Annotated in this window: 25 protein-coding genes and 2 tRNA genes; 17 read left to right on the top strand and 10 right to left on the bottom strand. The window is 73.2% G+C overall.

Translation table 11 applies throughout. The features are described from left to right. The first annotated feature begins 40 nt into the window (after positions 1–40). Positions 41–979 carry an ABC transporter ATP-binding protein gene (locus tag GA0070614_RS09035; protein ID WP_088975531.1) on the top strand — a complete coding sequence of 313 codons (939 nt, stop codon included), beginning with the start codon at positions 41–43 and terminating at the stop codon, positions 977–979. After that, positions 976–1,803, top strand: coding sequence for an ABC transporter permease subunit (locus GA0070614_RS09030; protein WP_088975530.1), 828 nt, complete (start codon positions 976–978; stop codon positions 1,801–1,803). Before GA0070614_RS09035 ends, GA0070614_RS09030 begins: the two co-directional genes overlap by 4 nt. A gap of 55 nt (positions 1,804–1,858) precedes the next feature. Here the strand turns inward: GA0070614_RS09030 and GA0070614_RS09025 are convergent, their stop codons facing one another. Beyond that, complete coding sequence (locus GA0070614_RS09025; protein ID WP_088975529.1) at positions 1,859–2,251, bottom strand: hypothetical protein; 393 nt, start codon at positions 2,249–2,251, stop codon at positions 1,859–1,861. A 309-nt stretch (positions 2,252–2,560) separates the two neighbouring features. On the opposite strand from GA0070614_RS09025, the gene GA0070614_RS09020 reads away from it, so the two are divergent. From GA0070614_RS09020 to GA0070614_RS09005, 4 genes are all read left to right on the top strand, one after another. After that, a tRNA-Asn gene (locus GA0070614_RS09020) sits at positions 2,561–2,633 on the top strand. 268 nt (positions 2,634–2,901) lie between these two features. After that, positions 2,902–5,028, top strand: a complete 2,127-nt coding sequence (locus GA0070614_RS09015) for an MMPL family transporter (protein ID WP_088975528.1) — start codon at positions 2,902–2,904, stop codon at positions 5,026–5,028. Beyond that, a complete protein-coding gene (locus tag GA0070614_RS09010) occupies positions 5,018–6,259 on the top strand; it encodes an FAD-dependent oxidoreductase (protein ID WP_088975527.1) in 1,242 nt (413 codons plus the stop codon). The genes GA0070614_RS09015 and GA0070614_RS09010 overlap by 11 nt, the downstream gene beginning before the upstream one ends. Positions 6,260–6,389: 130 nt before the next feature. Further along, a tRNA-Ile gene (locus tag GA0070614_RS09005) sits at positions 6,390–6,466 on the top strand. 118 nt (positions 6,467–6,584) lie between these two features. Here the strand turns inward: GA0070614_RS09005 and GA0070614_RS09000 are convergent. The 4 genes from GA0070614_RS09000 to GA0070614_RS08985 form a co-directional block, all read right to left on the bottom strand. After that, positions 6,585–7,643, bottom strand: a complete 1,059-nt coding sequence (locus GA0070614_RS09000) for a hypothetical protein (protein WP_088975526.1) — start codon at positions 7,641–7,643, stop codon at positions 6,585–6,587. Beyond that, the gene (locus tag GA0070614_RS08995) at positions 7,640–7,972 is read right to left on the bottom strand and encodes a PadR family transcriptional regulator (protein WP_088975525.1); all 333 of its coding nucleotides are present in this window, start codon (positions 7,970–7,972) and stop codon (positions 7,640–7,642) included. The genes GA0070614_RS09000 and GA0070614_RS08995 overlap by 4 nt, the downstream gene beginning before the upstream one ends. Before the next feature lie 453 nt (positions 7,973–8,425). Next, the gene (locus GA0070614_RS08990; RefSeq protein ID WP_157744969.1) at positions 8,426–9,616 is read right to left on the bottom strand and encodes a COG1361 family protein; all 1,191 of its coding nucleotides are present in this window, start codon (positions 9,614–9,616) and stop codon (positions 8,426–8,428) included. A gap of 179 nt (positions 9,617–9,795) precedes the next feature. Then, on the bottom strand, positions 9,796–10,950 hold the full coding sequence (locus GA0070614_RS08985; protein WP_157744968.1) for a hypothetical protein: 1,155 nt from the start codon (positions 10,948–10,950) through the stop codon (positions 9,796–9,798). A gap of 214 nt (positions 10,951–11,164) precedes the next feature. On the opposite strand from GA0070614_RS08985, the gene GA0070614_RS08980 reads away from it, so the two are divergent. The 7 genes from GA0070614_RS08980 (at position 11,165) to GA0070614_RS08950 (ending at position 16,689) form a co-directional block, all read left to right on the top strand. Further along, positions 11,165–12,016 carry an esterase/lipase family protein gene (locus GA0070614_RS08980; RefSeq protein ID WP_157744967.1) on the top strand — a complete coding sequence of 284 codons (852 nt, stop codon included), beginning with the start codon at positions 11,165–11,167 and terminating at the stop codon, positions 12,014–12,016. 166 nt (positions 12,017–12,182) lie between these two features. Continuing rightward, positions 12,183–12,926 carry a lytic polysaccharide monooxygenase gene (locus tag GA0070614_RS08975; protein WP_088975521.1) on the top strand — a complete coding sequence of 248 codons (744 nt, stop codon included), beginning with the start codon at positions 12,183–12,185 and terminating at the stop codon, positions 12,924–12,926. A gap of 76 nt (positions 12,927–13,002) precedes the next feature. Next, a complete protein-coding gene (locus GA0070614_RS08970) occupies positions 13,003–13,599 on the top strand; it encodes a DUF305 domain-containing protein (RefSeq protein WP_088975520.1) in 597 nt (198 codons plus the stop codon). 132 nt (positions 13,600–13,731) lie between these two features. Next, positions 13,732–14,127 (top strand): hypothetical protein, encoded by a 396-nt coding sequence (locus GA0070614_RS08965; RefSeq protein WP_088975519.1) that lies wholly within the window; start codon positions 13,732–13,734, stop codon positions 14,125–14,127. A 90-nt stretch (positions 14,128–14,217) separates the two neighbouring features. Next, positions 14,218–14,961, top strand: a complete 744-nt coding sequence (locus tag GA0070614_RS08960) for a hypothetical protein (protein ID WP_088975518.1) — start codon at positions 14,218–14,220, stop codon at positions 14,959–14,961. Positions 14,962–15,382: 421 nt separating this feature from the next. Beyond that, positions 15,383–15,652, top strand: coding sequence for a hypothetical protein (locus GA0070614_RS08955; protein WP_088975517.1), 270 nt, complete (start codon positions 15,383–15,385; stop codon positions 15,650–15,652). Then, positions 15,652–16,689, top strand: coding sequence for a hypothetical protein (locus GA0070614_RS08950; protein ID WP_088975516.1), 1,038 nt, complete (start codon positions 15,652–15,654; stop codon positions 16,687–16,689). The genes GA0070614_RS08955 and GA0070614_RS08950 overlap by 1 nt, the downstream gene beginning before the upstream one ends. 108 nt (positions 16,690–16,797) lie before the next feature. Here the strand turns inward: GA0070614_RS08950 and GA0070614_RS08945 are convergent, their stop codons facing one another. Both GA0070614_RS08945 and GA0070614_RS08940 read right to left on the bottom strand, forming a co-directional pair. Then, on the bottom strand, positions 16,798–17,088 hold the full coding sequence (locus GA0070614_RS08945) for an ArsR/SmtB family transcription factor (RefSeq protein WP_088975515.1): 291 nt from the start codon (positions 17,086–17,088) through the stop codon (positions 16,798–16,800). A gap of 73 nt (positions 17,089–17,161) precedes the next feature. After that, positions 17,162–19,369 (bottom strand): carbohydrate-binding module family 20 domain-containing protein, encoded by a 2,208-nt coding sequence (locus tag GA0070614_RS08940; protein WP_088975514.1) that lies wholly within the window; start codon positions 19,367–19,369, stop codon positions 17,162–17,164. Between the two features lie 245 nt (positions 19,370–19,614). On the opposite strand from GA0070614_RS08940, the gene GA0070614_RS08935 reads away from it, so the two are divergent. After that, on the top strand, positions 19,615–20,544 hold the full coding sequence (locus GA0070614_RS08935) for an LLM class F420-dependent oxidoreductase (protein WP_088975513.1): 930 nt from the start codon (positions 19,615–19,617) through the stop codon (positions 20,542–20,544). Positions 20,545–20,559: 15 nt separating this feature from the next. Here the strand turns inward: GA0070614_RS08935 and GA0070614_RS08930 are convergent, their stop codons facing one another. Further along, a complete protein-coding gene (locus tag GA0070614_RS08930; protein WP_088975512.1) occupies positions 20,560–20,955 on the bottom strand; it encodes a hypothetical protein in 396 nt (131 codons plus the stop codon). A gap of 73 nt (positions 20,956–21,028) precedes the next feature. Here GA0070614_RS08930 and GA0070614_RS08925 point away from each other — a divergent pair, with 73 nt between their 5' ends. The 3 genes from GA0070614_RS08925 to GA0070614_RS08915 all read left to right on the top strand — a co-directional run bounded on the left by GA0070614_RS08925 (position 21,029) and on the right by GA0070614_RS08915 (position 23,956). Then, the gene (locus GA0070614_RS08925; RefSeq protein WP_088975511.1) at positions 21,029–21,754 is read left to right on the top strand and encodes a hypothetical protein; all 726 of its coding nucleotides are present in this window, start codon (positions 21,029–21,031) and stop codon (positions 21,752–21,754) included. Between the two features lies 1 nt (position 21,755). Continuing rightward, the gene (locus GA0070614_RS08920) at positions 21,756–23,006 is read left to right on the top strand and encodes an FAD-binding protein (protein ID WP_088975510.1); all 1,251 of its coding nucleotides are present in this window, start codon (positions 21,756–21,758) and stop codon (positions 23,004–23,006) included. Between the two features lie 83 nt (positions 23,007–23,089). Further along, positions 23,090–23,956: an AraC family transcriptional regulator gene (locus tag GA0070614_RS08915; RefSeq protein ID WP_088975509.1), complete on the top strand. Its 867-nt coding sequence runs from the start codon at positions 23,090–23,092 to the stop codon at positions 23,954–23,956. Between the two features lie 55 nt (positions 23,957–24,011). On the opposite strand, the gene GA0070614_RS08910 is transcribed toward GA0070614_RS08915, so the two are convergent. Beyond that, on the bottom strand, positions 24,012–24,491 hold the full coding sequence (locus tag GA0070614_RS08910; RefSeq protein ID WP_088975508.1) for an anthrone oxygenase family protein: 480 nt from the start codon (positions 24,489–24,491) through the stop codon (positions 24,012–24,014). Beyond that, positions 24,488–24,874, bottom strand: coding sequence for a nuclear transport factor 2 family protein (locus tag GA0070614_RS08905; RefSeq protein ID WP_088975507.1), 387 nt, complete (start codon positions 24,872–24,874; stop codon positions 24,488–24,490). Before GA0070614_RS08905 ends, GA0070614_RS08910 begins: the two co-directional genes overlap by 4 nt. Positions 24,875–24,924 lie beyond the last annotated feature (50 nt).

Genomic DNA, 24,924 nt, shown 5'->3' with positions numbered 1-24,924 from the left:
CCGACGCCACGACCCGGGTACGCGGGCGACCGTTGGTCGCATGATCGAAGCGACCGACCTGAGCAAGCGCTACGGCGACAAGACGGCCGTGGACTCGCTGTCCTTCCGGGTGGAGCCCGGGATCGTCACGGGTTTCCTGGGCCCCAACGGCGCCGGCAAGTCCACCACGATGCGGATGATCCTCGGCCTGGACGCCCCGACCACCGGCACGGTGACTGTCAACGGCCGCCGGTACGCCGAACACCCCGCGCCGTTGCGGGAGATCGGCGCGCTGCTGGAGGCGAAGGCGGTGCACCCCGGCCGGTCGGCCCGCAACCACCTGCTCGCCCTGGCCGCCACCAACGGCATCGGCCGCCGGCGGGTCGACGAGGTGATCGACCTGGTCGGCCTGCGCGAGGTGGCCGGCAAACGGGCCGGCGGCTTCTCCCTCGGCATGGGGCAGCGGCTCGGCATCGCCGCCGCGCTGCTCGGCGACCCGCAGGTGGTGATGCTCGACGAGCCGGTCAACGGCCTCGACCCGGACGGCATCCGGTGGATCCGGGCGCTGCTCAAGGGCCTGGCCGTCGAGGGGCGGACGGTCTTCGTCTCCTCGCACCTGATGAGCGAGATGGCGCAGACCGCCGAGCACCTGATCGTGGTCGGCCGGGGGCGGCTGATCGCCGACGTCTCCCTCGCCGAGTTCACCCGGCAGGCGTCGCGGACCACCGTACGGGTCCGTTCCCCGCAGGCGGCCACCCTGCGCGACCTGCTCCTCGGGCCGGACGTGACGGTGACCGCCGGCGAGCCCGGGCTGCTGGAGGTGACCGGGCTCAGCCGCGATCAGATCGGCGACCGGGCCGCCGCGGCGGGCCTCACCCTGCACGAGCTGACCGCCACCGAGGCCTCCCTGGAGGAGGCGTTCATGACCATGACCCGCGACGCCGTCGAGTACCACGGCGAGGCCGCCCGGCCGGTCGCCACCGGAAGGAGCACCCGATGACCACCGCCACCCCCACCCGCGTTCCCGTCCCCACCGACGCCCGGGTCACCTGGTGGCGGGTGGTCCACTCCGAGTGGATCAAGTTCCGGACGCTGCGGTCGTCCCTGCTCCTGCTGGCCGCCACGGTGGTCGTCTTCACCGCGCTCGGCCTGGGGTTCTCCGCCTTCCTGTCGGACGCGACGATCGAGCCCGGCACGCCGGCCCCGCCGGGCGGACCGTCCTCGCTGGATCCGCTCGGCGCCAGCCTCGGCGGGGTGAACCTGGCCCAGTTGCTCGTCGGCACCCTCGGAGTGCTGCTGATGGCGGGGGAGTACACCACCGGGACGATCCGCTCCTCGCTCGCCGCCGTGCCGAGGCGCTGGCCGGTGCTGGGCGCGAAGGTGGCGGTCCTCGCCGGGGTCTGCCTCGTCGCGCTGGTGCCGACCGTGCTGCTGACCTTCCTCGGCGGGCAGGCCGTCCTGGGTGACGAGGGCATCTCCCTCGGCGACGAGGGTGTGCTGCGCGCCGTGCTCGGTACGGCGTTCCACCTGGCCGGGGTCGGCGTGCTCGGCATGGCGCTGGGCGCGTTGCTGCGCACCACCGCCGGCGCGCTGACCAGCCTGGTGGCGTTGCTGCTGGTGCTGCCCGGAGTGGTCTCGCTGCTGCCGGAGAGCTGGTCGGAGACGATCTCTCCGTACCTGCCGTCGAACGCCGGGCAGGCGTTCATGTCGATCTCGTCCGACCCGCAGCTGCTCTCGCCGGGGGCCGGCCTGGCGGTCTTCGTCGGCTGGCTGCTGGTGCTGCTCGGGGCGGCGGTCGTCCGGCTGGTGCGGCGGGACGCCTGAGACACGCGTCGGGCCGGTCGCCAGACGGCGACCGGCCCGAGCGGCGTACGGACGATCAGATGGTGCTGCCGTTGGTGCCCGAACCGGGCGCCTTGGGCTTCGGGGTGCTGGCCGACGAGCTGGTGGAGCTGGTCGAGCCGGTGCTGCTGGTCTTGGCCCCGACGGTGGCCGGGGTGCCCGCGAACGCGTCGTCCGCCGCGGTCAGACCCGGCTTGCTGCCGTTGCCGCCCAGCTTCTCGCCCAGCTTGGACTGGCCGAGCTTGTCCTTGCCCTCGGAGTAGAGCCGGGTCGCCTGGGCCTGCGCGACACCCGCCGCCTCCTGGACGGTCGGGTGGTCGAGCACCTTGCGGCCCCGAACGACCAGCTCCTCGTACTTCTCCCGGCCGGCACGGGCGCCCAGGACGAAGCCCGCAGCCAGCCCGCCAAGAAACATGATCTTTCCGCGCATGGCGGCTCCTTCCGTACCTGACGCTCCGCCGTTCCCGTCCGGGATCTCCCGGACCGGTCCGACCTGTTCGCGCCTGCGTCCTCTGTCGGCAGCTAACTACCCATCCTGCTCCGCGCTCATACCTGGTGGTGCCGGGATGACTATTTGTCCGTATTATTCCGCACGTCGGCGGTGCGGCGGTGACGGCCCGCCGATCGGTGCGGCGGTGGAACGTCATGGGGTAACCCCCTGGACCGAACCCCCGGGGAGTCCTGTACTCTTGTGCCGTCGCCGAGCGCCGGAGAGATCCGCGAGTGAGGTGACAAGCGGTCCCCCGTAGCTCAATTGGCAGAGCAGCCGGCTGTTAACCGGCAGGTTTTTGGTTCGAGTCCAAACGGGGGAGCTCAGCTCCACGCCACGCCCGTCGGCCCACGCCGACGGGCGTTTCTGTCGTCCACCCCCGCCTCCAGCCCGCCGGCCCACCCCGTTTGCGGCGTGTCGCGGTGTCCGGGAACTCGTGACGTCGCGACACGCCGCAAACGGAGGCGGTCCGGGGTGGCGGCGGTGCGGTGGTTTCCGCCCCGGCCGGTGGGCTCGGGCGGCAGGATGGTCGATGTCGACTTAGACTCCCGCTGCGTCGATTGATGCGTCGATTCGAGGGACGGGTGGAAATGGCCGGAGGACGGGGCCGCTGGACGGCCACGCTGATCGCGGTGGCGGTCGTGCTCGGCTGGCTGGTCGTCGGCGGGATCGCGGGGCCGTACTCGGGCAAGCTGGGCGAGGTCGCCACCAACGACAACGCCTCGTTCCTGCCCACCGACGCCGAGGCCACCCGCGCCCAGGAACTCGCCGCCGGCTTCGTCGACGAACCGACCACGCCCGCCCTGGTGGTCTACGAGCGACCGGCCGGCATCACCGAGGCCGACACGCAGCGCGCCACCGCCGACGCGGCCCGCTTCGCCCAGGTCCCCGGCGTGGTCGGGCCGCTGCCGCCACCGATCCCCAGCCAGGACGGCCAGGCGTTGCAGGTGGTCGTCCCGATCGACGACTCCGAGGGCGAGGAGATCAGCCGGGTCGTCGACGAGTTACGGGCCATCGCCGGCGACGACCGGGACGGGCTCACCGTCGACGTCGCCGGCCCGGCCGGGCTGCTCGCCGACCTGATCGAGGTGTTCACCGCGATCGACGGGCCGCTGCTGCTGGTCACCCTCGTCGTGGTGCTGGTCATCCTGCTCGTCGTCTACCGCAGCCCGGTGCTCTGGATCTTCCCGCTGCTGGCCGCGGGCACGTCGTACGCGCTGGCGTCGGTCTTCGTCTACCTGCTGGCGCGCGACGACGTGATCAAGCTGAACGGGCAGGCGCAGGGGATCCTCACCGTGCTGGTCTTCGGCGCGGGCACCGACTACGCGCTGCTGCTGATCGCCCGGTACCGGGAGGAGCTGCACCGGCACGAGCGCCCCTGGGACGCGATGCGGACCGCCTGGAAGGGCGCCGCCCCGGCCATCGTCGCCTCCGGGGCCACCGTCATCGTCAGCCTGCTCTGCCTGCTGCTGTCCAGCCTGAACTCCAACCGGGCGCTCGGCCCGGTCGCCGCCATCGGCATCGCCGCCACCCTGCTGGTCATGCTCACCTTCCTGCCGGCGCTACTGGTGCTCGGCGGCCGGTGGGCGTTCTGGCCGCGCCGGCCCGAGGCCGACCGGGCCGACCCGCACACCGAGCACGGCATCTGGAGCCGGATCGCGCGATTCGTCGCCCGCCGCGCGCGGCCGGTCTGGATCGTCACCACGGTGGCGCTGGCCCTGCTCACCGTCGGCGTCACCCAGCTCGGCGCCACCACCCTCGGCCAGTCCGACCTGTTCACCGAGCGCACCGACTCCGTGGCCGGGCAGGAGGTGATCGCCCGGCACTACCCGGCCGGCACCGGCAGCCCGGCGACGATCTTCACCCGGCAGGAGACCGCGCAGGAGGTGGCCCGGGTGGCGCAGGGCGTCCCCGGGGTCGCCGCCGTCCGCCCGGTCGGCCAGGGCGACCGGACCGGCCCGCCCGCCCCGGACACGCCGCCGAAGGTCGTCGACGGCCGGGTGCAGCTGGAGGCGACCCTGGCCGACCCGCCGGACAGCGACGGCGCGGAGCGGACCATCCGGGACCTGCGCGAGGCGGTGCACCGGGTACCCGGCTCCGACTCGGTCGTCGGCGGGTTCACCGCGATCAACGTGGACACCTCCGACGCGTCCACCCGGGACCGCAACGTGATCATCCCGGTGGTGCTGGTGGTGATCGCCGTCATCCTGGCCCTGCTGCTGCGCGCCCTGGTCGCCCCGGTGCTGCTGATCGCGACCGTGGTGCTGTCGTTCCTGGCCACCCTGGGGCTCTGCGCGCTGATCTTCCGGTACCTCTTCGGCTTCCCCGGGGTCGACGCGTCCTTCCCGCTCTTCGCCTTCGTCTTCCTGGTCGCCCTCGGCATCGACTACAACATCTTCCTGATGAGCCGGGTCCGGGAGGAGTCGGTCAGGCGGGGCACCCGGCCCGGAGTGCTGGCCGGCCTCGCCGTCACCGGCGGCGTGATCACCTCCGCCGGGATCGTGCTCGCCGCGACCTTCTCCGCGCTCGCCGTACTGCCGCTGGTGGTGCTGGTGGAACTGGGGGTGGCGGTGGCGGTCGGCGTACTGCTGGACACCATCGTGGTCCGCTCGTTGCTGGTGCCCGCGCTGGCGTACGACATCGGGCCGAAGGTCTGGTGGCCCAGCCGGCTGTCCCGCGCGGCCCGGACCCCGACGGAGGCCGGCGATGCGCGCTGAGACGGACGTCGTCATCGTCGGCGGCGGCCTCGCCGGCCTCGCCGCCGCCCGCCGGCTGCACCGCGCCGGCGTGCCCTGGCGGCTGCTGGAGGCGGGCGACCGGCTCGGCGGCCGGGTCGCCACCGACGCCGTCGACGGCTATCTGCTCGACCGCGGTTTCCAGGTGCTCAACACCGCCTACCCCCGGCTGGGCACCCTGCTCGACCTGGACACCCTCGACCTGGGCTGGTTCACCTCCGGGGTGCTGCTGCGGCGCGGCGAGCGACTCGTCCGGCTGGTCAACCCGCTGCGCGAACCCGGCGGCGCGCCCGGCACCGCGCTGGCCGGCGTCGGCTCGCTGCTCGACCGGCTGCGCTTCGCCACCCTCGCCGCCGGCTGCGCCACCCTGCCGAAGAGCCGGCTGCTCGACGCCCCGGAGACCACCAGCGAGGCCGCGCTGCGCCGGGCCGGGCTCTCCGCCGCCATCATCGAGGAACTGCTGCGGCCGTTCCTCTCCGGCGTCCTCATCGACCGGGAACTGGAGACCTCCAGTCACGTGCTGGCGATGATCCTGCGCTCCTTCGCCCGCGGCCGCATCGGCCTGCCGGCGCGCGGCATGGGCGCGCTGCCCGCCGCCGTCGCCGCCCCGCTGCCGGCCGACCTGGTCACCCTGGACACCCCGGTCGCCGAGGTCGCGCCCGGCCGGGTCCGCACCCCGGCCGGCGACATCGCCTGTCGCGCCGTCGTGGTCGCCGTCGACCCGCCGGCGGCGGGCACCCTGCTGCCCACCCTGGCCCGGGTACGCATGCACAGCTACACCACCTACTACCACGCCGCGCCCGAGGCGCCGCTGGACGAGCCGATCCTGCTGCTCGACGGCGACCGCCGGGAACTGGTCGCCAACACCGTGGTGGTCAGCAACGCCGCGCCCGGCTACGCGCCCGCCGGGCGGCACCTGATCGCCACCTCGGTGGTCGGCCCGTCCGCCCCGCCCGAGCCGGTGATCCGCCGTGAACTCGACCGGCTCTACGGCCGCTCCACTGCGGACTGGGAGCACCTCACCACCGTCGCGGTCCCCGACGCGCTGCCCGCCGCGCCGCCGCCGCAGGGACGGCTGCGCAAGCCGGTGGCCCTCGGCGACGGTCTCTACGTGGCCGGCGACCACCGGGACAGCCCGTCGATCCAGGGCGCGCTGGCCAGCGGCTGGCGTACGGCTGGCGCGGTCCTCGCCCAGTTGCGCGCGCCGGGGTGATCGCGGGGCATCCCGGTCGGCTGCTGACTGTTATCCTCGCGTAGCCCATCGTGCTGGCGCGGGTGATCGTTCGTGCCGTTTCGGTGGTGGCCGGTGATCCGTCGCGCGGGTTACGATCCGGCGCGGTATCGGGGCGGTAGCTCAGCCGGTTAGAGCAGGGGACTCATAATCCCTCGGTCGCGGGTTCGAGTCCCGCCCGCCCCACCAGCAGCGTGTGAGCTGGGAAAACGTGTGTGGTGCGGTGGAGTGGCCGTGGTCGTGCGGGACGCCGAGTGGTCCGAGGGGGGTTGCGTCTCGGACCGGTGGCGCCGAGGTCGGCGAGTCCCTACTGCGGTGTGGTGGGTCTCGGGGCGGTGGCGAGGACGGGTGGCAGTCGGCGCAGCGTTCGAACGGCTAGCACCGCGAGCGGTACGCCTACCGCAAGAACGGCGATGACCTCCACCGATGCGATCGTGGCGAGTGTCCTGCGCTGTGCCTGGTCGTGGTAGTCCGGCAGGGTTGCGGCTCGCAGGGCGAGCGTGGTTACCGCGAGCAGGGTGAACGCCAGTGACCATGGCAGTGTGCGGGATGGGCCACGGGATACCCGAACGGTCAGGTGGATCACCATGGCGGCAGTGACCGCCGCGCACAACAGGCCCGGCCAGTCCAGCAGCCTCAGCGCCGGTTCGATTGCCTGGATGGTGAACAGCGGCACGGGGACGAGGAGGATGCCGATCGGCAGCGCGACGAGCCAGGGCCGGCGCTGCACAGGTGGGGCGCCGTGGTGGAAGGCCGCCATGGCGAGTAGCAGGAAGACGTCGATGAGCCGCATGGCCCAGGGCGACACGGACAGCGGTACGTCACCGGCGGCTTGTTCCACGGCGGTGGTGATGGCGGGAGGCACCACGGCGAGCAGGGCGACTGCCTGGGCCACGCGTCGGTGTCCGAGGACGAGCGCGATGTAGGCCGGCAACCAGGCGTAGCCGGCGAGGTCCCACGTGGTGCGCCAGATGGTCGACGATGGAGTGAGCGCCAATTCCGGTGCGGGAGTCGGCAACCAGGCGATCTTCCCGGAGAGCCACAGTGTGACGGCGATACTGGCGGTGACCATGACGGCGTGGGTCAGCATCGCCATCAGGGTCGCCAGTCGCACGGCTTGTCCCCAGGCGTATGAGCGGGGTGGCGCGTCAGCCCCGCCGAGACGCAGCCGAACCGCGAGAGACACGATGCTGGCGACCTCCGACAGGCTCGGCCGGCCGTAGTCTGCGACGTACGCGGTGGTCTCGGGGTCGTCGGTTTCCATGCTGTCCAGGAAGGCGGCGACCATGTCGTCTTCCCAATCCTGTCGGTAGGCGGCGGGCAGCACTCGCAAGAGGAAGCGATAGCGCTCCTCCAGCCGACTCACGACGGCGTCCCTGGGATCGGGTTCCGCCGGTCGCGTAACCGGATCGAGGCGAGGCGCGCATTGGCGGCCAGCCGTTGAGCCTCCGCGTCGAGGGCGTCGCGGCCTTGCTCGGTCACCCGGTAATACCGGCGTAACCGTCCTTGCCATGCCTCCTCGCGGTCCAGCTCGACCAAGCCGTCACCGACGAGTCGGTCCAATGCCCCATACAGGGAGCCGATCTTCAGCTGCACCCGGCCGCGCGACAGTTCCGCCACCTCCGCGACGATCCCGTAGCCGTGGCGCGGAGCGTCGAGCAACGCGGTGAGGATGAAGAAGGCCGGTTCTGTCATCACTCGATAACTCACTCACCCAATATAGTGGAAGGCAACATATCCTGCATGCCAGGGGTCGGATCGCATCGGCGGGTTCCCCGGGCCCCTGGGCGTACGCAGAGTCGATGACGGAGGAGTGGTCATGGGTGACGGTGACGCGGCGGACGCCGGAGACCTCGGCGGGCCGGACTTCACTCCTGCGATACCAGCGGTGGAGAGCAGTGCCTTCAGCGCCCCACCCACCAGCCGGGCGACCATCGTCCTCGGTCCCGGATACAGCGGTCACGTCGTACTGACCGGACCCCACGACGGCTCCACCCGTCGCCCCCAACCCGCAAGCAAGCACCTCGGCGGCGAAGCGGGAGAGGATTCGCGGGCAGCACACCACGGTCATCCGTAACGGGCCGTCGGCCCGGAGGCCGGGGCCCTGAGGCCGGTGGCGCGCCGCCGGCACCGGTCATCCGTCGAGGGTCATCGGACGGCCCGGCGCCGTCGGGTCAAGAGCAGCAGCACGCCGCCACCCACCAGCATGGCGAGGCCGGCCCCGGCGATCAGCCCGGTCGGGGACCCGGTGATCGGCAGGCCGCCACCACCGCCACCGGGGTTGCCGCCACTACCTCCGCCGCTGCTCTTCGCGGCCACCACGATCGCGAACCCGTCCTGGTTGTCGCTGTCGTCCACGTCGGCCGCCGGTACGGCGACGGCGTTCGCGGGAAGCTCGCTCCGCGCCGGGGCGGAACGCTCCGACCGCGCCTCGCTCAGGCCCTCGACCCGGACGGATCCGTCCCGCAACGTGACCGGCGCCTTGGTGGCGGCCGGCACCGTCACCAGGTGGTACAGCTCGACGGCGGAGTGGACCTTGTCCTTGGGGTTGGTGTCCTGGTCGACGGGAACGAGGGCCAGCCGGTCGTAGGTGCAGACCGCCGTACGCCCGGCGTCACCGAGGACACATTCGCCCGGCGGCCTGGTGAACGTCGCGCCCGTGGGCGCGCGCAGCTCGACCTTGACGCCACCGACCGGCTTCCGCCCCTGGTTGGCGATCGTGTAGCGCACCGCGCCCGTCTCGCCCGGATTCAACGTGCCGGTGGACTTCAGGCTGCCGTCGGGCGCGACCCGCACCGACTGCGTCACGTCCGGCGCGACCACCGAGAGGTCGGCTTCGGGGTTGTCCACCACCTCGATCGGGAACCACTTCATGTTGTCGGCCGGATTCGTGTCTTCCGGTCTGACCTCGACCGTCACCTTGATCCGGCCCGCGAGGGGCTCTTCGGCCTGGACGGTGGCGAGGATGGGCAGCTCCACCGTCTCGCCCGGCCCCGGAAGCTGGTCCGGCAGCAGTTGGCAGTACCAGCCGGAGAAATCGCCGTCGCAGTCACGCGGCCCGCCGGTCGGCCAGAGCGAGATCCTGAAGTCGAACCGGTCCAGGTCCGACGCGTCGACCCGGACGACGACCCGGGTCGGGGTCGCGTCGCCCCGGTTGCTGATCTTCAGGTGGAGCGTCTTCTTCGTGACTCCCAGCGGAATCGTCCCGCCGGCCAGCTCAGCGGTGAGGTCCGCCCCCGCCGGCGCCGCCGAGGCGGACGCGGCGGGCACGGCGACCCCTCCGAGAAGGAGCAGCACGGTGGCGACCGTTCGGGGCAGCCACGGAAGTCCGATCCTCATGACGGAGCCCTCCGGATGAACGGATTGTGCGACCCGTGGACACTATCGGCACCCGGCCGGGTGCGGTATCCCCCACCTGACCGTGTCGGAGGGCGCGACCAGCGCCGGATCAGACCACGTGCGCCGGGCCGGCTGAGGAGTACCGGTGGCGCGACTCGTCCACCGTCGACTGCGGAAGGTCACGGGGTGCGCGGGCCGATGCCGTTCTTCGGCGAGGGCGCGACCAGGAACCCGACCTGGTGACCGATGAACCGGTAGGCGACCTGGCCGGACGACCAGAGCAGCCAGCCCCGGTCGGCCTCGGCGATCGTCCGCCCGTCGGCGTGCCCGACGCTGCTGAACAGCACCCAGCTCCCCGACACCGACTCGACCGTGAGGACGTCGCCGGTCACTCCGGTCTGCGCGACGTCGTCGGGCAGGCCGGCCCGGCGGTCCCGTGCCATCGACTCGCTCGGGAAGAAGACCGCCGCGAGGTGCACCACGGCGTCGCTGTCGTCGGTGGTCCAGGTTCCCTCCACGGTACGCAGGCAGCCGTCGAGGAGCCCTTCGTCGGGGAGCACTCCGGCACAGCCCGGCTGGTCCCGGGCCGCCGTCCGGGTCAGGGTGTCCCCGGCGGCGGTGAAGGTCCGCTCGGGAAGCGCCTGCGCGGCCGTCACCGGGACCGGAGCGACCCGGCCGAGCGCCACCCCGAGCATCGCCACGCAGGCGCCGATGGTGGTGAGCGTCGACCAGAGCTTCGGCAGCACCGCTCTCCGCCGCGCCGCGATCACGCTGACCACGAGCAGGGCGAGCACACCGACGGCGATGCCGACGCCGGCCCAGGTGATGCCGGTGGCCAGGGCGTCCGAGCCGGGGCCGTCGACCAGTTCGTCGAGGGAACTGCCTCGCCCGGGCACGAAGAGCAGCCCGGCCACGGCGAGGGGGACGACGACCACGAGGCCGGCGGCCCGGGCCGGTGGGTTCAGCCGGGACCAGTAGGCGATGTACGGCACCACCAGGAGGAACGGCAGCGCGATCAGCAGCCAGCCCACCACCGTCATGGCCGGGCCGGTGCAGCCGCTGGTCGCACAGGCCCGCTCCTGGAACCAGGCCCGCCCCTCGGCACCGAAGACCACCTGCACCACGAGGTGACCGAGGAATGCCAGCGGAAACAGGCCGACGAGCCAGTGGCCGGCGTGCCGGCCCGGTCTCGCCGCGTCCGTCGTCGACCGGGGGACGGTGCCGTCCCCGTCCCGCTCCGGGGTCGCGTCCACCCGCTCCTGCTCGACGCGCTCCCGTTCGGCGTCGGCCTGGGCCTCCGCGATCAGATCGCCTGATCTCCTGCTGCTTCGCACGGTCGCCAGGTTAGGACACGGGCGCAGGTCGTCGGACCGGCCACGGGTCCCGCCCCCGGGACCGGCGATGGTCCGTGCCGGCCCGATCGCGGCCCTGACGTGCGGGATCTCGCGTATGGACCGACGAGTCCGTGGTGAGGAACAATGCCGAGCGCCGCTCACGGCAGGCCCGCCAGGTGCGCGGCTCCCGGCTCACGTGAACAAGGACGGACAGATGCGACGAACGTTGGCGCTGCTCGCCACTCTGCTGCTCACCGGAGGGCTCACGCTCGTGGCGCAGACGCCCGCGCTCGCCGCCCCGGCGCGGGCCAACGGCGTGGCGAACCCGGTCATCTTCATCCATGGCTGGAGCCCCGACGGCAACGCGGACTGCGACGCGTACTGGTCGGCCGTGACGCCGGTGTTCACGGACACCGGCTGGACGGGTGACCTGACGACGTTCGGCTACTACTCGGGCAACACCAACTGCGACATCATGTACAACGGCGACACCACCTCGACGTCGATCAAGACGGTCGGCCGGGCCCTGGCCAACGAGATCTACCACCGTTACTCGACCAAGGGCGTCAAGGTCGACGTGGTCGGTCACTCCATGGGCGGGCTGGTGATCCGCTCGGCTCTCACCGAGGTGGCCAAGGGGACCACGGGCTACCCGCCCTACGTCTACGTCGAGGACGTGGTGACGCTGGGCACCCCGCACGCCGGCGCGACGTTCGCCGGCTGGTGCAGTCTCACCCTCTGGTTGCAGTGCAAGGAGATGCAGGCCGGCAGCAGCTTCCTCAGCGGCCTGGCGAGCCGTCCGCAGTCGGCGATGGGGACCGACTGGACGGTCGTCTCGTCCTTCGACGACGGGGACGTGGACGCCGCCTCCGGTGTCGCGATGAGCGCCCAGCACAAGATCCAGTACGACGACGGCCTGGACCACACCGAACTGCGCACGGCGACGGGCAGCTACCTGGCGCGGTACTGGCACACGGCCACCGCCGACGGCTGGAGTTCCTGGGGCACCCGGGTCGGTCCGATCCGCTGGGCCAGGAACGCCTGCTACTACCAGACGTCGACCTGACCTCGTCGGGCAGCGCTGCGGGGCACGTCGGGTCGACCCGACGTGCCCCGCAGCGTTCGCGCCGGGTGGTGACGACTTTATCGACAGGGGTCTTTACTGTTAACAAGGTTTAATTTAACTTGGTGGGCATCTCCCGCAGCCAGTCGTCCCCCGAGGAGCTGCCACCATGCGTCGAAGGATCACCATCCCGCTCGTGACGACCGGTGTCGTCGCGTCCACCCTGGCCGTCGCCGCGCCCGCCCAGGCGCACGGCTACGTCTCGTCACCGCCCAGCCGGCAGGCGCTCTGCGCGCAGAACCGGGTGCCCGACTGCGGCCAGATCAAGTACGAGCCGCAGAGCGTCGAAGGCCCCAAGGGCCTGCGCAGCTGCCACGCCGGCATCCCCCAGTTCGCCGTGCTCAACGACGACAGCCGGGGTTGGCCGGCCACCTCCGTCGGTAGTTCGGTCACCTTCACCTGGGTCAACACCGCCCGCCACGCCACCAGCAACTGGGAGTACTGGATCGGCGGCACCCGGGTCGCGGTCGTCAACGGCGGCGGGCAGCAGCCCGGCGCGACCGTCTCGCACACCGTCAACCTGGGCGGCTTCTCCGGCCGGCAGAAGCTCCTCGCCATCTGGAACATCGCCGACACCGCCAACGCCTTCTACTCCTGCGTGGACCTCCAGATCGGCGGCGGTGGCTCGACGCCCACGCCGACCCCGACCAGCCCGTCACCCACCCCGACGGCGAGCCCGACGGCGAGCCCGACCGGCACGCCGGCACCGGGCGGCACCTGGACCGCGGGCCGTTCCTACCAGGTCGGCGACCAGGTCACCTACAGCGGCCTGACGTACCGCTGCCGGCAGGCGCACACCGCCATCGCCGGCTGGGAGCCGCCGAACGTGCCGGCGCTCTGGACCCAGGTCTGACCCTCCGGGTGCGGCCCACGCTCGGCGGTGTGCCGCACCCGGACCCGATCCCGGCACCCGCGACGGAGGAACTGGCATGCCCCGGCTGATCGCCACCACCCTGACCGTGGCCCTGCTCGCCACCGCCGGCTGCGCGGGCGGGCCCGCGCCCGCGACCGCCCCGGGCTCCGCTCCGGCCGCGACCGCCCCGGCCGCCGCGCCGGGCGGGGACGTCCCGAGCAGCGGCATCGACGTGCTGTTCCTCAGCATGATGGTGGCGCACACGACGGAGACGCTGGAGATCGTCCGGCTCGGTCGGGCCCGGGTCGCGGACGCCGAGCTGCGGACCCTGGTCGCCGCGATCGAGGTGACCGAGGCCGACGAGTTGGCCACCATGCGGCGCTGGCTCTCCGAGGCCGGCCCCTCGGCGCTGGCCGCCGCCGCCGCGCACGACCACTCCGGGCACAGCGACGCCCCGCGCGGACTGGCCCGGCTCCGCGCGGCCCCGGCCGGCCAGGTGGACCGGGTGCTGCGCGAGGTGCTCGGCGCGCACCAGCGCACGGCGGCCGACCTGGCCCGGGCGCAGGTGCGCGCCGGCGTCAGCGAGCGGGTGCGGGACCTGGCCCGGCGGATCGAGCGGTCGCGGACCGCCGAGGTCGAGCTGATGGCGACGCCGGCGGCCGCCCGGAGCTGAACCGCCGCCGGGCCGGGCGCGACGCGGGACAGGTGCGAGCAGAGCCGGTCGGCGTGGTGGACGCCCCACCTCGGTCCGATCGTGAGTACGGGTGCTCAACCGTCCGGCGGCCGCAGCGGGAAGGATCGGGGCGTGACCGACACCCCGCGTACCCGTACCCTCCTCGGTGGCCTGATCCTCGCGGCCGTGACTGTCGCGACCTGGGCGGCCTGGCTGAGCTGGGACACCGGCTACACGACCGACCCGGAGACCGGCGCGACAAGCGGCCCGTACTCGTGGTGGCAGGTGGCCGGCTGCGTGCTCACCCTGGCCGTGGTCGCCGCCGTCGCCGGCCGGCGGCTCCGCCCGTGGCTGGTGGCCCCGGTGATGACGGTGGCGTTCACCAGCGCCTGGGCGGGACACGCCGCGGCCACCGACAGCAGCGGTCTCTGGGTGGTCGGGGCGGCGCTCGTCCTGATCGGGACGGCCACCGGGACCACCCTGGTCAGCGTCCTCGCCGACCTGGCCCGCCGGCGCCGCGCCGGCTGACCCGGCGGCCGGCCGGCGTCCGCACCGACGGGGCCGGGGCGGTTGCGGCGCGTCGGTACGCTGCCGGGCACCCCGGCACAGGGAGTCGCTGTGAGCAGACGTGACGACACCGAGGCGGCCGTGCACCGGCGGGCCGGCGCGGGCGCGGTCGACCGTCACTGGCACACCGTCCACCGGTCCCGACTGTTCGTCACCCTGCCCGCCGCCGTCATGGTGCTGCTGGCGGTGAACTTCCTCTGGGAGGCGGTCCGCGCCAACGCGACCGTCGACGCCCGGGACCTGCCGTGGCGGCTCTCCGTGGTCGACCTGCCCACCACGGCGAACCTGCTCGCGGTCTTCGGTGGGCTGATGCTGGCCCGGGCCCAGTTCGCCCGGACGATGCGGCCGCACTTCGGGTACTCCTGGGTGGAGGAGGACACCGCCGGGTACGCCTGGTCGCTGTACTTCCACAACGGCGGGCCCGGGCACGCGCAGATCCTCGCCGTCACCTGGAGCGTGTCGTTCCACGGCGCGGACGGCACGCGACGGTTCCGGTGGCTGCCCGACCTGGAGGACGAGCTGCGCGCCCACGGGCTGGGCCCGGCGGACGTCGAGCTGTTCTGGCTGGGTCGGGCCCCGGTCGTACCGCAGCAGCGGGCCACCGACGGCTTCCGGCTGGGCCGGTTCTCGTACCGGGCCCTCGCGGTCGTCGACACCCTCGACATCGAGATCACGGCCGAGGACGGCATCGGCGACCGGCACACCCTCTTCCTCCGCTCGACGGCGCGACTGCCCTCGAAGGCGGTGGCCGTCGTCGACGCGACCCGCGCCGCCGCCGTGCCCGCCGAGGGCTGACCCTCCCGACCGCGGTTCGCCGCCGCGCAACCAGCGGGGCGACAGTCCGGCGGACGGATGGCCGACAGGACGCCGTACCCCCTCCCGGAGCATTGTTTATGCAGGTGGAGAGGCTGCGACGGCGGGCCACGTCCCCTCCCGCCGGCCCCGACGGCGGCCCTGTGGCCGTCGTCGGACGCCGCACCGCCGAGCCCGGCTCCGACGCCGCCCGGTGGACCCGGTTCCCGCCGGTCCGACCGCGTCCGCGCCCCGGTCGTGGCCCGGCCGACGCCGCCCGGCACCGCCGACGGCGTCAGCCCGTCCGGACACCGACGTCATCCCACCTCCGGTCGACGCCGTCACGACGGCACTCCCCGCGGGGACGACCGGGCGCGCGCGGGCGGCTGCCCGCCGCGCACGAGCAAGGAAGGAGGGGGCGGAGATGGCCGCTCCCACCGTCAGCGCCAGCCTCAACGCCTCGACCTACTCCCCGGGCGATCTGATGACCCTCACCGTCACCTACGGCGACCCGGACACCCGACCGGTCACCGTCACGATCGTGGTGACCGACGCCCAGGGCAACAGCAGCGCCCCGGTCAGCGTCACCGCCGTCATCGACCCGCTCACCGTCACCGTCTCCGACGACTCCGGGCGGACCTGGACCAGGATCTCCGACACCGGCACGGTGGCCGTCTACCGGGCGGTGGCGTGATGCCCCGGGTCACCGTCACCGTCCGGGACTCCGGCGGGCGGACCGCGACCACCACCGCCGACTACACCGTCGCCCCGCCGGTGCTGGGCGGCTACTACCTCTCCGGCAACGGCGACCCGACGGCCGACATGGCCGGCGGCAACTTCCGCTCGCTCACCCAGTACCGCAGCTTCGCCGACGGCTACCTCTTCCCCGGCTGGAACAAGCCCTGGCTGCTCACCCTCGGGCGCAACGGCGTCGCGATCAACATGGTGCTGGAGCTGAAGCACTACGGCGCCGCCAACACCGGCCCGCAGACCTTCACCGTGGACGGCGTCAGCTACACCGTCCCGGCGCCCGCGATGACCATCCAGCAGCGTCCGGGGACGACCTGGCCGAGGGCGTACGGGTACGGCCAGGTGCTCGCCGGCCTCTGCGACGGGCTGTTCGCCCGGGCGCTGTCGCAGTACCGCACCATGGGCTTCCCGGTGACCATCCAGCTCGCCTCCGAACTGGACACCGACCACGAGTTCGGCACCACCGAGTCCGGGGTGGCGTACGACTGGGCGGACTCCGACGCCCGGGCGGTGCAGGCGATGACCTACATCGTCAACTGGTTCAAGGCCCGTTCGCTGCCCGCCGGCACCACCTTCTCCGTCGGCTCGGGCGGCTTCGACCGGGCCTGCTTCCGGCGTACCCACCCGGAGTCGTTGATGTCCCGGCTGGACTTCCTGCAGTGGAACGTCTACGCCATCGACCCGGGCCACACCGCGCTGGGCCGGTTCCGCCGGACGAAGGACTGGGCGGTCGCCGACCTCGGGCCGGTGGCGCTCTCCCGTCCGGTGATCGTCGCCGAGTGGGGGGTGCGGGTCGCCGAGTTCCCCGACCAGGCCGCCTGGATCGCCACGGTGCCTGCGGCGATCGCGCAGCTCAACGCCGAGCGGGGTCCCCGGATCGTGCGCACCAACTACTTCAACTCCGGCTGGGGGACGCTGTCGCCCAAGGCGAGCGGGCTGGCCGCGCTGCGGGCGGCGTACGCGACCCGGCCGTACGTCTGAGCGACGCCCGCCCGACCCGGCCCGCCCGACGCGCCCGCGCCGGGCGGGCCACCGCCCCCGCCGCAGCCCCTGAGCCCGGCCGTCCCGGCACCCGGCGGCGGGTCGGCCTCACTCCTCGCCGGGACGGTGCCCCGTCCACAGTTCCCGGTACGGCTCCAGCCAGCCGTCCACGGCGCGGAACGGGCGGACGTCGAGGCGGTAGATGCGCTGCTGTGCCGCCGTGCGGCAGGTGACGAAGCCGGCCTCGCGCAGCACCTTGAGGTGCTTGGAGACGGCCGGCTGGCTCATGCCCAGCGCGTCGACGAGTTCGCCGACGCTGTGCTCCGCGCGTCGGAGCGTGTCGAGGATTCGCCGCCGGTTCGGCTCGGCCAGGACGGCGAAGGCGTCGACGGACACCATCACGATGGGCCCCGCTGTTCAGGTGCGGTCGGAAGTGCGGGGGCGGTCCCGTGCGGACCGCCCCCGTCGTCGTTCAGCGCCAGGTGTCGGTGAGTGTCACCGCGCCGGTCGCGGTGACCGTGCGGTTCGCCCCGGACTCCCAGACGACCGTGCCGTCGTCGGCGCGCTTGACGTACTTGTAGGAGAAGGCGGTGCCGGCCGGCAGGGTCAGGCTCCCCGTCCAGGTCGGGTAGCTCGCCGCCGACAGCGGCAGCCCGCGCGCCGGGTCCCAGCCGCCCAGGGCCGGGATGTCGCCGACCACGACGACGTTCTGCCCGAGGACGGTCTGCGCGGTGGCCCGGAAGCTCACCGGCGCGCCGACCGGGGTGCTCGTGGTCCGCTGGTTCCAGGTGGCGTCGAGCGCGGTGCCGCCCGAGCCGCTGCGGTTCGGGTCGTTCTCCCAGACCACGCCGCCGTTGCCGACCTTCACCAGTTTCCACTCGAACGCCGCGTCGGCGGGCAGGTTCACCGAGCCGGTCCACGAGGGGTAACCGGCGGCGGTGGTGGCGAGCTTCACCCCGTTGGCCGGGTTCCAGGCGCCGAGCTGCGGCAGCGAGCCGACCACGTACACCTCCTGGCCCGGATCGGTCTGCACGGTGGCGGTGATGCGGGTCAAGCCGGCCGGCGCGCTCGTCGTCGGGGTGGGGGTCGGGGTCTCGTCCGGGTTCGGCGAGGGCGACCCGCTGGGCGACGGCGAGGCGGTCGGCGACGGCGAGGCGACGCCGACCCGGGCGTCGACGTGCAGCGCCACCGCCCGGTCGGCGGGGATGCTGGTGGTGAACGCGCCACCGGAGACGGTCACCGTGCCGCCGGTGCAGGCGCCGGTGGCCCGGTCGAAGGTGCCCCGGGCCACGTTGCAGTAGGTGCCGTCCGGCAGGGCGGTGCCGAAGGTGCGGCTCCACGCGCTGCCGGTGGCGTTGAACGCGGCGTACCCCTTGTCGCCCCGGGCGAAGCCGAGCCGGCCGGAGCCGTCGGTGACCACGGTGCCGATGCCGGTGCCGGCCACCGCGTTGCGGAACGAGGGCATCCCGGCGACCTGCTCGTCACGGTGCTCGCAGATCCACTCGGCGCGGGCGCAGTCGGTCGCGTTCGTGGTGCCGTCGGCGCTGCTCGGCGGTCCCTGCGCGGTGACCGCGCCGAACGCGTAGCTGGACATCAGCTGGGGCCGGCCGTACGGGTGGGCCAGCATGAACGCGTCGGCGAGGTAGTAGCGGGCGCCGTTCTTGTAGGTCAGCGTCGGGGTGGCCCGCTGGGTGTCGTGGTTGTCGATGAAGGTGATCGACTGCGCGCCGGTCAGCCCGCCGTAGTTCGGCATCGAGGCCAGCCCGGAGATGGCGCCGTTGCGGAACGCCGAGGCGACCGACTGCTGGTAGTCGAAGTTGGTCACCGCGCCGAGGCCGGCGTACGAGGTGTACGGGGTGGTGGCGTCGCCGTACACCTCCTGGAAGATGTCCGGTCGGCCGCCGAAGCCGGGCACGTCGTGCAGCCGCTGGTAGATGTCGGCCAGCTCCGGCTCGGCCACGTGCTTGGCGGCGTCCACCCGGAAGCCGGCCACCCCGAGGTCGATCACCGCGTTCATGTACTTGGCGATCTTGCGGCGTACCTCGGGGTTGGCGGTGTCGAGGTCGGCGAGGTCGAGCAGCTCGCAGTCCTGCACCTCGCTCTTGCTGCCCCAGTTGTTGATCCGCCGGTAGCAGGAGGCGAAGTCGGCGTAGCCGTAGCTGTCGCCGGAGCCGTCGTCGAAGAGGTTGGGGTAGCCGTACTTCGAGTAGACGGTGCCGGCGCTGCCCGGGCCGTTGCCCTGTGAGCCGCTGCCGCTCATGTGGTTGAGCACCATGTCGACGTAGACCTTGACGCCCTGGTCCCGACATCGTTCGACCATGTCGACGAAGTCGGCCTTCGTGCCACGCCGGGTCTTGTCCAGCCGGTACGACACCGGCTGGTAGTCCTGCCACCAGGGGTGGGTCGCGCCCTCGGCGCTGGCGATCACCACGTGCTCCTGCGGCGGCGAGACCTGCACGCCGCCCCAGCCGCCGGGGCCGAGGGTGGACTCGCACTCGTCGGCGACGGAGTCCCACCGCCACTGGAACAGGTGGACGATGGCGTCGCCGTTGGCGCGGACGGTGGGGGCGGCGGCGGCCGGTTGCGGATCGGCCGCCGCGACGGTGGTGAGGGTGGCCGCGGCGAGACCGACGGCCAGTGCGGCCGCCGGTACGGCGGCACGCGAGCGGGGGAACCTCATGGTGCTCTCCTCGGGGACGGAGTGGGAGCGTTGCCACGCGGGCGTGAATTTCCTGCAAGTTACGCAAGAAGTTTCGGGTTCCCGAGACGGTAACAGTGACGGGGCTGATTGTGAACCATGGATTTCCCCGCTGCCGCATGGCGTAAAGTCGCCTGCGGGCATATGAAAAGCGTGCAAGACCTTTCGCGGTCCAGGGTCTCGACGGTCCGGAAGCGACGGAGCCGTCCACTCCATATGCTCGGACCATGGAACTGCGGATCTTCACCGAACCCCAGCAGGGCGCCAGCTACGACCAGCTGCTCGCCGTGGCCCGCGCCGCCGAGGACGCCGGGTACGGAGCCTTCTTCCGCTCCGACCACTACCTGAAGATGGGCGCGGTGAGCGGGGAGCCGGGCCCGACCGACGCCTGGACCACCCTGGCCGGGCTGGCCCGGGACACCTCCCGGATCCGCCTCGGCACGCTCATGACGGCGGCCACCTTCCGCCTGCCCGGCCCGCTCGCCATCACCGTGGCGCAGGTCGACCAGATGAGCGGCGGCCGGGTCGAACTCGGCATCGGCACCGGTTGGTACGCCGAGGAGCACACCGCGTACGGCATCCCGTTCCCGTCGCTGGGGGAGCGGTTCGCCCGGCTGGAGGAGCAGCTCGCGGTCATCACCGGGCTCTGGGAGACCCCGGCCGGCGCGACGTTCGACTTCGACGGCACGTACTACCCGGTGGCCGACTCACCCGCGCTGCCCAAGCCGGTGCAGCAGCCCCGCCCGCCGATCCTGCTCGGCGGCATGGGCCCCAAGCGCACCCCGCGGCTGGCCGCCCGCTACGCCGACGAGTTCAACCTCCCCTTCGTCTCCCTCGACGACACCGTGGCCCAGTTCGGCCGGGTCCGCGAGGCGTGCGCGGAGATCGGCCGCGATCCGGCCACCATGCGCTGGTCCAACGCCCTGGTGCTGTGCTGCGGCCGGGACGAGGCCGAGATCTCCCGCCGGGCCGCGGCGATCGGCCGGGAACCCGCCGAGCTGCGCGAGAACGGCCTGGCCGGCACCCCCGCCGAGCTGGTCGACAAGATCGGCCGGTACGCGCAGGCGGGCAGCGAGCGGATCTACCTCCAGCTGCTCGACCTGACCGACCTGGACCACCTGGAACTGGTCGCCGCCGAGGTCGCGCCGCAGCTCTGACCCGCCCCTGCGCGGTCAGCGGGAGGGGGCCGTGGTTCCGGGCTCGCGCCGCACGGTGTCCAGCCGCCCGTCCCGGTCGCTGTCCAGGTAGGTGATGTCCGGGACGCCGTCCCCGTCCAGGTCGACCTGGACCACGTCGGCGATGCCGTCGCCGTCCAGGTCCGTGACCACCTGCGTCGACCCGTCCAGGTGGTGGGTGACGATCGACAGCGAGCCCGGGCCGCCGGAGCGCGGGGCCGGCTTGGGCCCCGGCGTCGGCGGCTCCGGCTCGGGCGTGGGGGCCGGCGTCGGCGTGGTCGCCGGGTACGCCGCCGACGCGGCCTCCGGCTCCAGGCCGACGCCGGTCGGGTCCATCTCCTCCTCGGAGGGGTAGACGTCGCCGTGCAGGATGGGATCGCGGTAGCTGCTCATCGGTCCATGGTGCCCCGTGGACGCCGCGGACAACCGCGTGTCGGATGATGCGACAGACGGACGGGGGTACGACGTGGAGCTGCACCGGCGGGCGGGCCGGCTGGTGCTGCCGCTGATCTGCGTCCTGGCCGGCGTCGTGCTGCTGACGATCGGCCACGGACTGCTGCGGACGCTGGTGGCCCTGGGCGGCATCGCGCTCGGCGGCACGGTGCTCGCCGGCGCCCTGCGCCCCTTCCGGTTCGTCGTCGACGCCGACGGGCTGACCGTCCGGCGGCCCGGCCTGCGCCGCCGCGTCGGCTGGCCGGAGCTGGACGCGGTGGTGCTCGACCAGCCGGCGCCCCGCTCCGGCGTCCCCGCCGCGCCGCGCCTGCTCGCGGTGCCCGCCCCCGGCACCCGCCTCGGCCCGGCGCGGTCCCGCCACCCGTTCGACGACCGGCCGGCGGTGGAGCTGCTCGACCTCGCCGGGATCCGGGAGTCGCCCGACGAGTTGGCGGCGGCGCTGGCCCGCCACGCGGGCGACCGTTTCCTCGACGCCCGGGCGCGACGCCGGAGCACGTTCGCGGACCCCGACTTCACCGTCGCGCTGCGCGGCTACCGGATCGACGTGGTCGACGCGCTGGTCCGGCAGGGACGCGACGCGCTCGCCTCCGGCGACGCGGACCTGCGCCGGGCGGCCCGCGCCGAGATCGACCGGGCCCGGGCGACCGGCCTGGCCCGCGCCGGCCGCGGATACAGTGTGCTCCAGGTCGACGAGGCGCTGGACGCCCTCGTCGCCGCCCTCATCGAGGAACCGGGGTGACATGGTGACCGACCTCCCGCGCCGCAACTGGGCCGGCAACGTCGCGTACGCCGCCCGGGCCTTCCACCGGCCCGCCACGGTGGACGAGCTGCGCCGGCTCGTCGCCGCCGGCGACCGGATCCGGGCCGTCGGCACCGGCCACTCCTTCAACCGGCTCGGCGACACCACCGGCGACCTGGTCTCCCTCGCCGGGCTGCCGCCCACCGTCGAGATCGACCGGGAGCGCGGCACGGTGACCGTCGCCGCCGCCGTGCGCTACGGCGACCTGGCGACCCGGCTGCACGCCGAGGGGCTGGCCCTGGCCAACCTGGCCTCGCTGCCGCACATCTCGGTGGCCGGCGCGGTGGTCACCGGCACCCACGGCTCCGGTGACGGCAACCGGAACCTGGCCGCGGCGGTGGCCGGCCTGGAACTGGTCACCGCCGACGGGGAACTGGTCACGGTGAGCCGGGCCGACGGTGACCGGTTCGCCGGCCACGTCGTCTCGCTCGGCGCGCTGGGCGTCGTCACCCGGGTCACCCTCGACGTGACGCCCACCTTCACCGTCCAGCAGTACGTGCAGCGCGACCTGCCCGTCGACGCCCTCGACGCGGCGTTCGCCTCGGCGTACAGCGTCAGCGGGTTCACCTCCTGGCGGTCGTCGACGATCGACATGGTGTGGCGCAAGCAGCTCGCCGACCGGCCGCCCCCGCCCGCCGACTGGCTCGGGACGACGCCGGCCACCGAGGCCGCCCACCCGGTGCCCGGCATGGACCCGGTCAACTGCACCGCGCAGCTCGGCGAGCCCGGCCCGTGGCACGAGCGGCTGCCGCACTTCCGGCTCGGCTTCACCCCGAGCAGCGGCGACGAACTCCAGTCCGAGTACCACCTGCCCCGGGCGGCCGGGCCGGCCGCGCTGGCCGCGCTGGCCGAGGTGCGCGACCGGATCGCCCCGGTGCTGCAGGTCTGCGAGCTGCGCACGGTCGCCGCCGACGAGCTGTGGCTGAGCCCCAACCAGGGCCGGGACACGCTCGCCGTGCACTTCACCTGGGTCGACGACGCGGCGGCGGTGCTGCCGGTGGTGGCCGAGGTCGAGCGGCGGCTGGCCCCGTTCGCGCCCCGCCCGCACTGGGGCAAGGTCTTCACCCTCGACCCCTCGGCGGTGGCCGCCACCTTCCCCCGGTACGCCGACTTCCTCGACCTGCTGGCCGAGCGGGATCCGGGCGGCAAGTTCCGCACCGACCTGCTGGACCACTACTTCCCCCGCCGCTGACCCGACCGTGGCGGGCACCGGATGTCGGGTCCGCCGCCCGGTCGCGTCCCTAGCGTGGATCCCGGCAACAGGAGGGAGACCCGGTGCTGGAGCGGCTGAACGAGGCCATGGCGTACGTCGAGCGCCACCTGGACGAGCGGATCGACGTCACCGAGCTGGCGCGGATCGCGCTGACGTCGGAGTACCACTTCCGGCGGATGTTCTCCGCGCTGGCCGGGATGCCGCTGTCCGAGTACGTCCGGCGGCGGCGGCTCACCATCGCCGCGGCCGAGGTGGCGGCCGGCGAACGGATCCTGCTCGACATCGCGGTCCGGCACGGGTACGGCTCGACCGAGGCGTTCACCCGGGCGTTCCGGGCGATGCACGGGGTCGGGCCCGGTGAGGCCCGGCGTACGGGCGCGGCCCTGCGCTCGCAGCAGCGGCTCTCCTTCCGTCTCGTCGTCGAGGGGAGTGGCAGCATGCGGTACCGCGTGGTGGAGAAGGCGGAGTTCAGGATGGTGGGGAGGCGGGCCCGGGTGCCCCTGGTCCACGAGGGGATGAATCCGGCGATCGTGGCGTTCGTCCGGAGCATCGACCCGGCGACGGTGGAGCGGATCGAGGCCCTGTCCGACCAGGAGCCGGCGGGGATCGTGCACGCCAGCGACAAGCTGGGCGACGACCGCGAGGAGGGCGTCGAGCTGGACTACTGGTACGCCGTGGTGACCGGCGCGGACGTGCCGGAAGGGCTGGACCAGGTGACCGTGCCGGCCGGGACGTGGGCGGTCTTCGAGACCACCGGCGAGTTCCCGGCGGCGGTGCAGCACCTGTGGCGGGACGTGTTCACCCAGTGGTTCCCGGCCAACGCGTACCGCAGCCGGCCGGGGCCGGAGATCTCCCGTACCCGGATCTCGGCGGACGGCACGCAGGCGGATGCCGAGCTGTGGATCCCGGTGGAGCGGATCGCGGCCTGACCCGACCCCGCCCCACGTCGCTGCCGGTGGACCCGGCGGCGACGCGGGGCGGGCCTCACCGCGGTTGCCGCACCGCGGCGACCAGGGCGAGCAGCAGCAGGAACGCCACCAGGGCGGCGACGGTCCGGATGTCGTTGAACAGCTCCCAGCGGCGCAGGATCGCCGCGTGGTCGGGCGGCGCGCCGGAGACCGCCCACACCTTGATCCGGCCGTTGATCGGCACGTTGCCGAGGCGGGTCACCAAAAACGAGACCGCCACCAGCGCGGACGCGGCGGCGGCCACCCGGCGGGCGGCGCCGTGCACCAGCACGGCCAGCGCCAGTGAGCTGAGGAACGCCAGTGCCATCGTGGACTGGATGACCGGGCCGTTCATCCGCATCAGCGCGCTGTGGAAGGTGAGCCGGACGTCGAGCGGGACGGCCTTGAAGGTCTGGACGACGTTGACCGCGCCGTAACCGAAGGCTCCGGCGAGCAGGCCGGTGAAGAGCAGCGCGAGTCCGCGTACGGCCGGGAGCAGCCGGGGGTGGTCGGTCACGACGCCGTACCGGTGGGCACGATCCGGGTGAGCTGGTCGATGCGGCACAGCCGGCCGTCGGGCGCGAGCCGGCCGAAGAGGTGGATGTCGGTCGTGACCGGGCGGCCACGGGAGACGGTGTGCAGGGTGTAGCGGGCCGCGACCCGGTCGCCGTCGACCAGCGTGTCGTGGATGTCGACGTGCCCGTCGGTCGCGGTGCGGCGGACCGGTCGGGCGTGGTCGATCAGCCGCTGCCGGCCGAGCACCGTCCCGTCGTTGCGCCAGACGAGATCCGGGGTGTGGTAGCGGTCCAGGACGACCTCGGGGTCCTCGGTGCCGAAGCCCATCTCCTGGACGTAGGACCGGAGATAGCCGGCGAGGTCGTTGCCGGGCAGCGCGGTCATGTCGCCTCCTTAGCCTTGACGATGCTGTCAAGGCTAAGGGTTGGAGGTAG

It is taken from the genome of Micromonospora coxensis (assembly GCF_900090295.1).
Lineage (GTDB): Bacteria > Actinomycetota > Actinomycetes > Mycobacteriales > Micromonosporaceae > Micromonospora > Micromonospora coxensis.
Note: the sequence above shows the minus strand (reverse complement) of the source record. Positions and strands in the feature narration are given on the sequence as shown.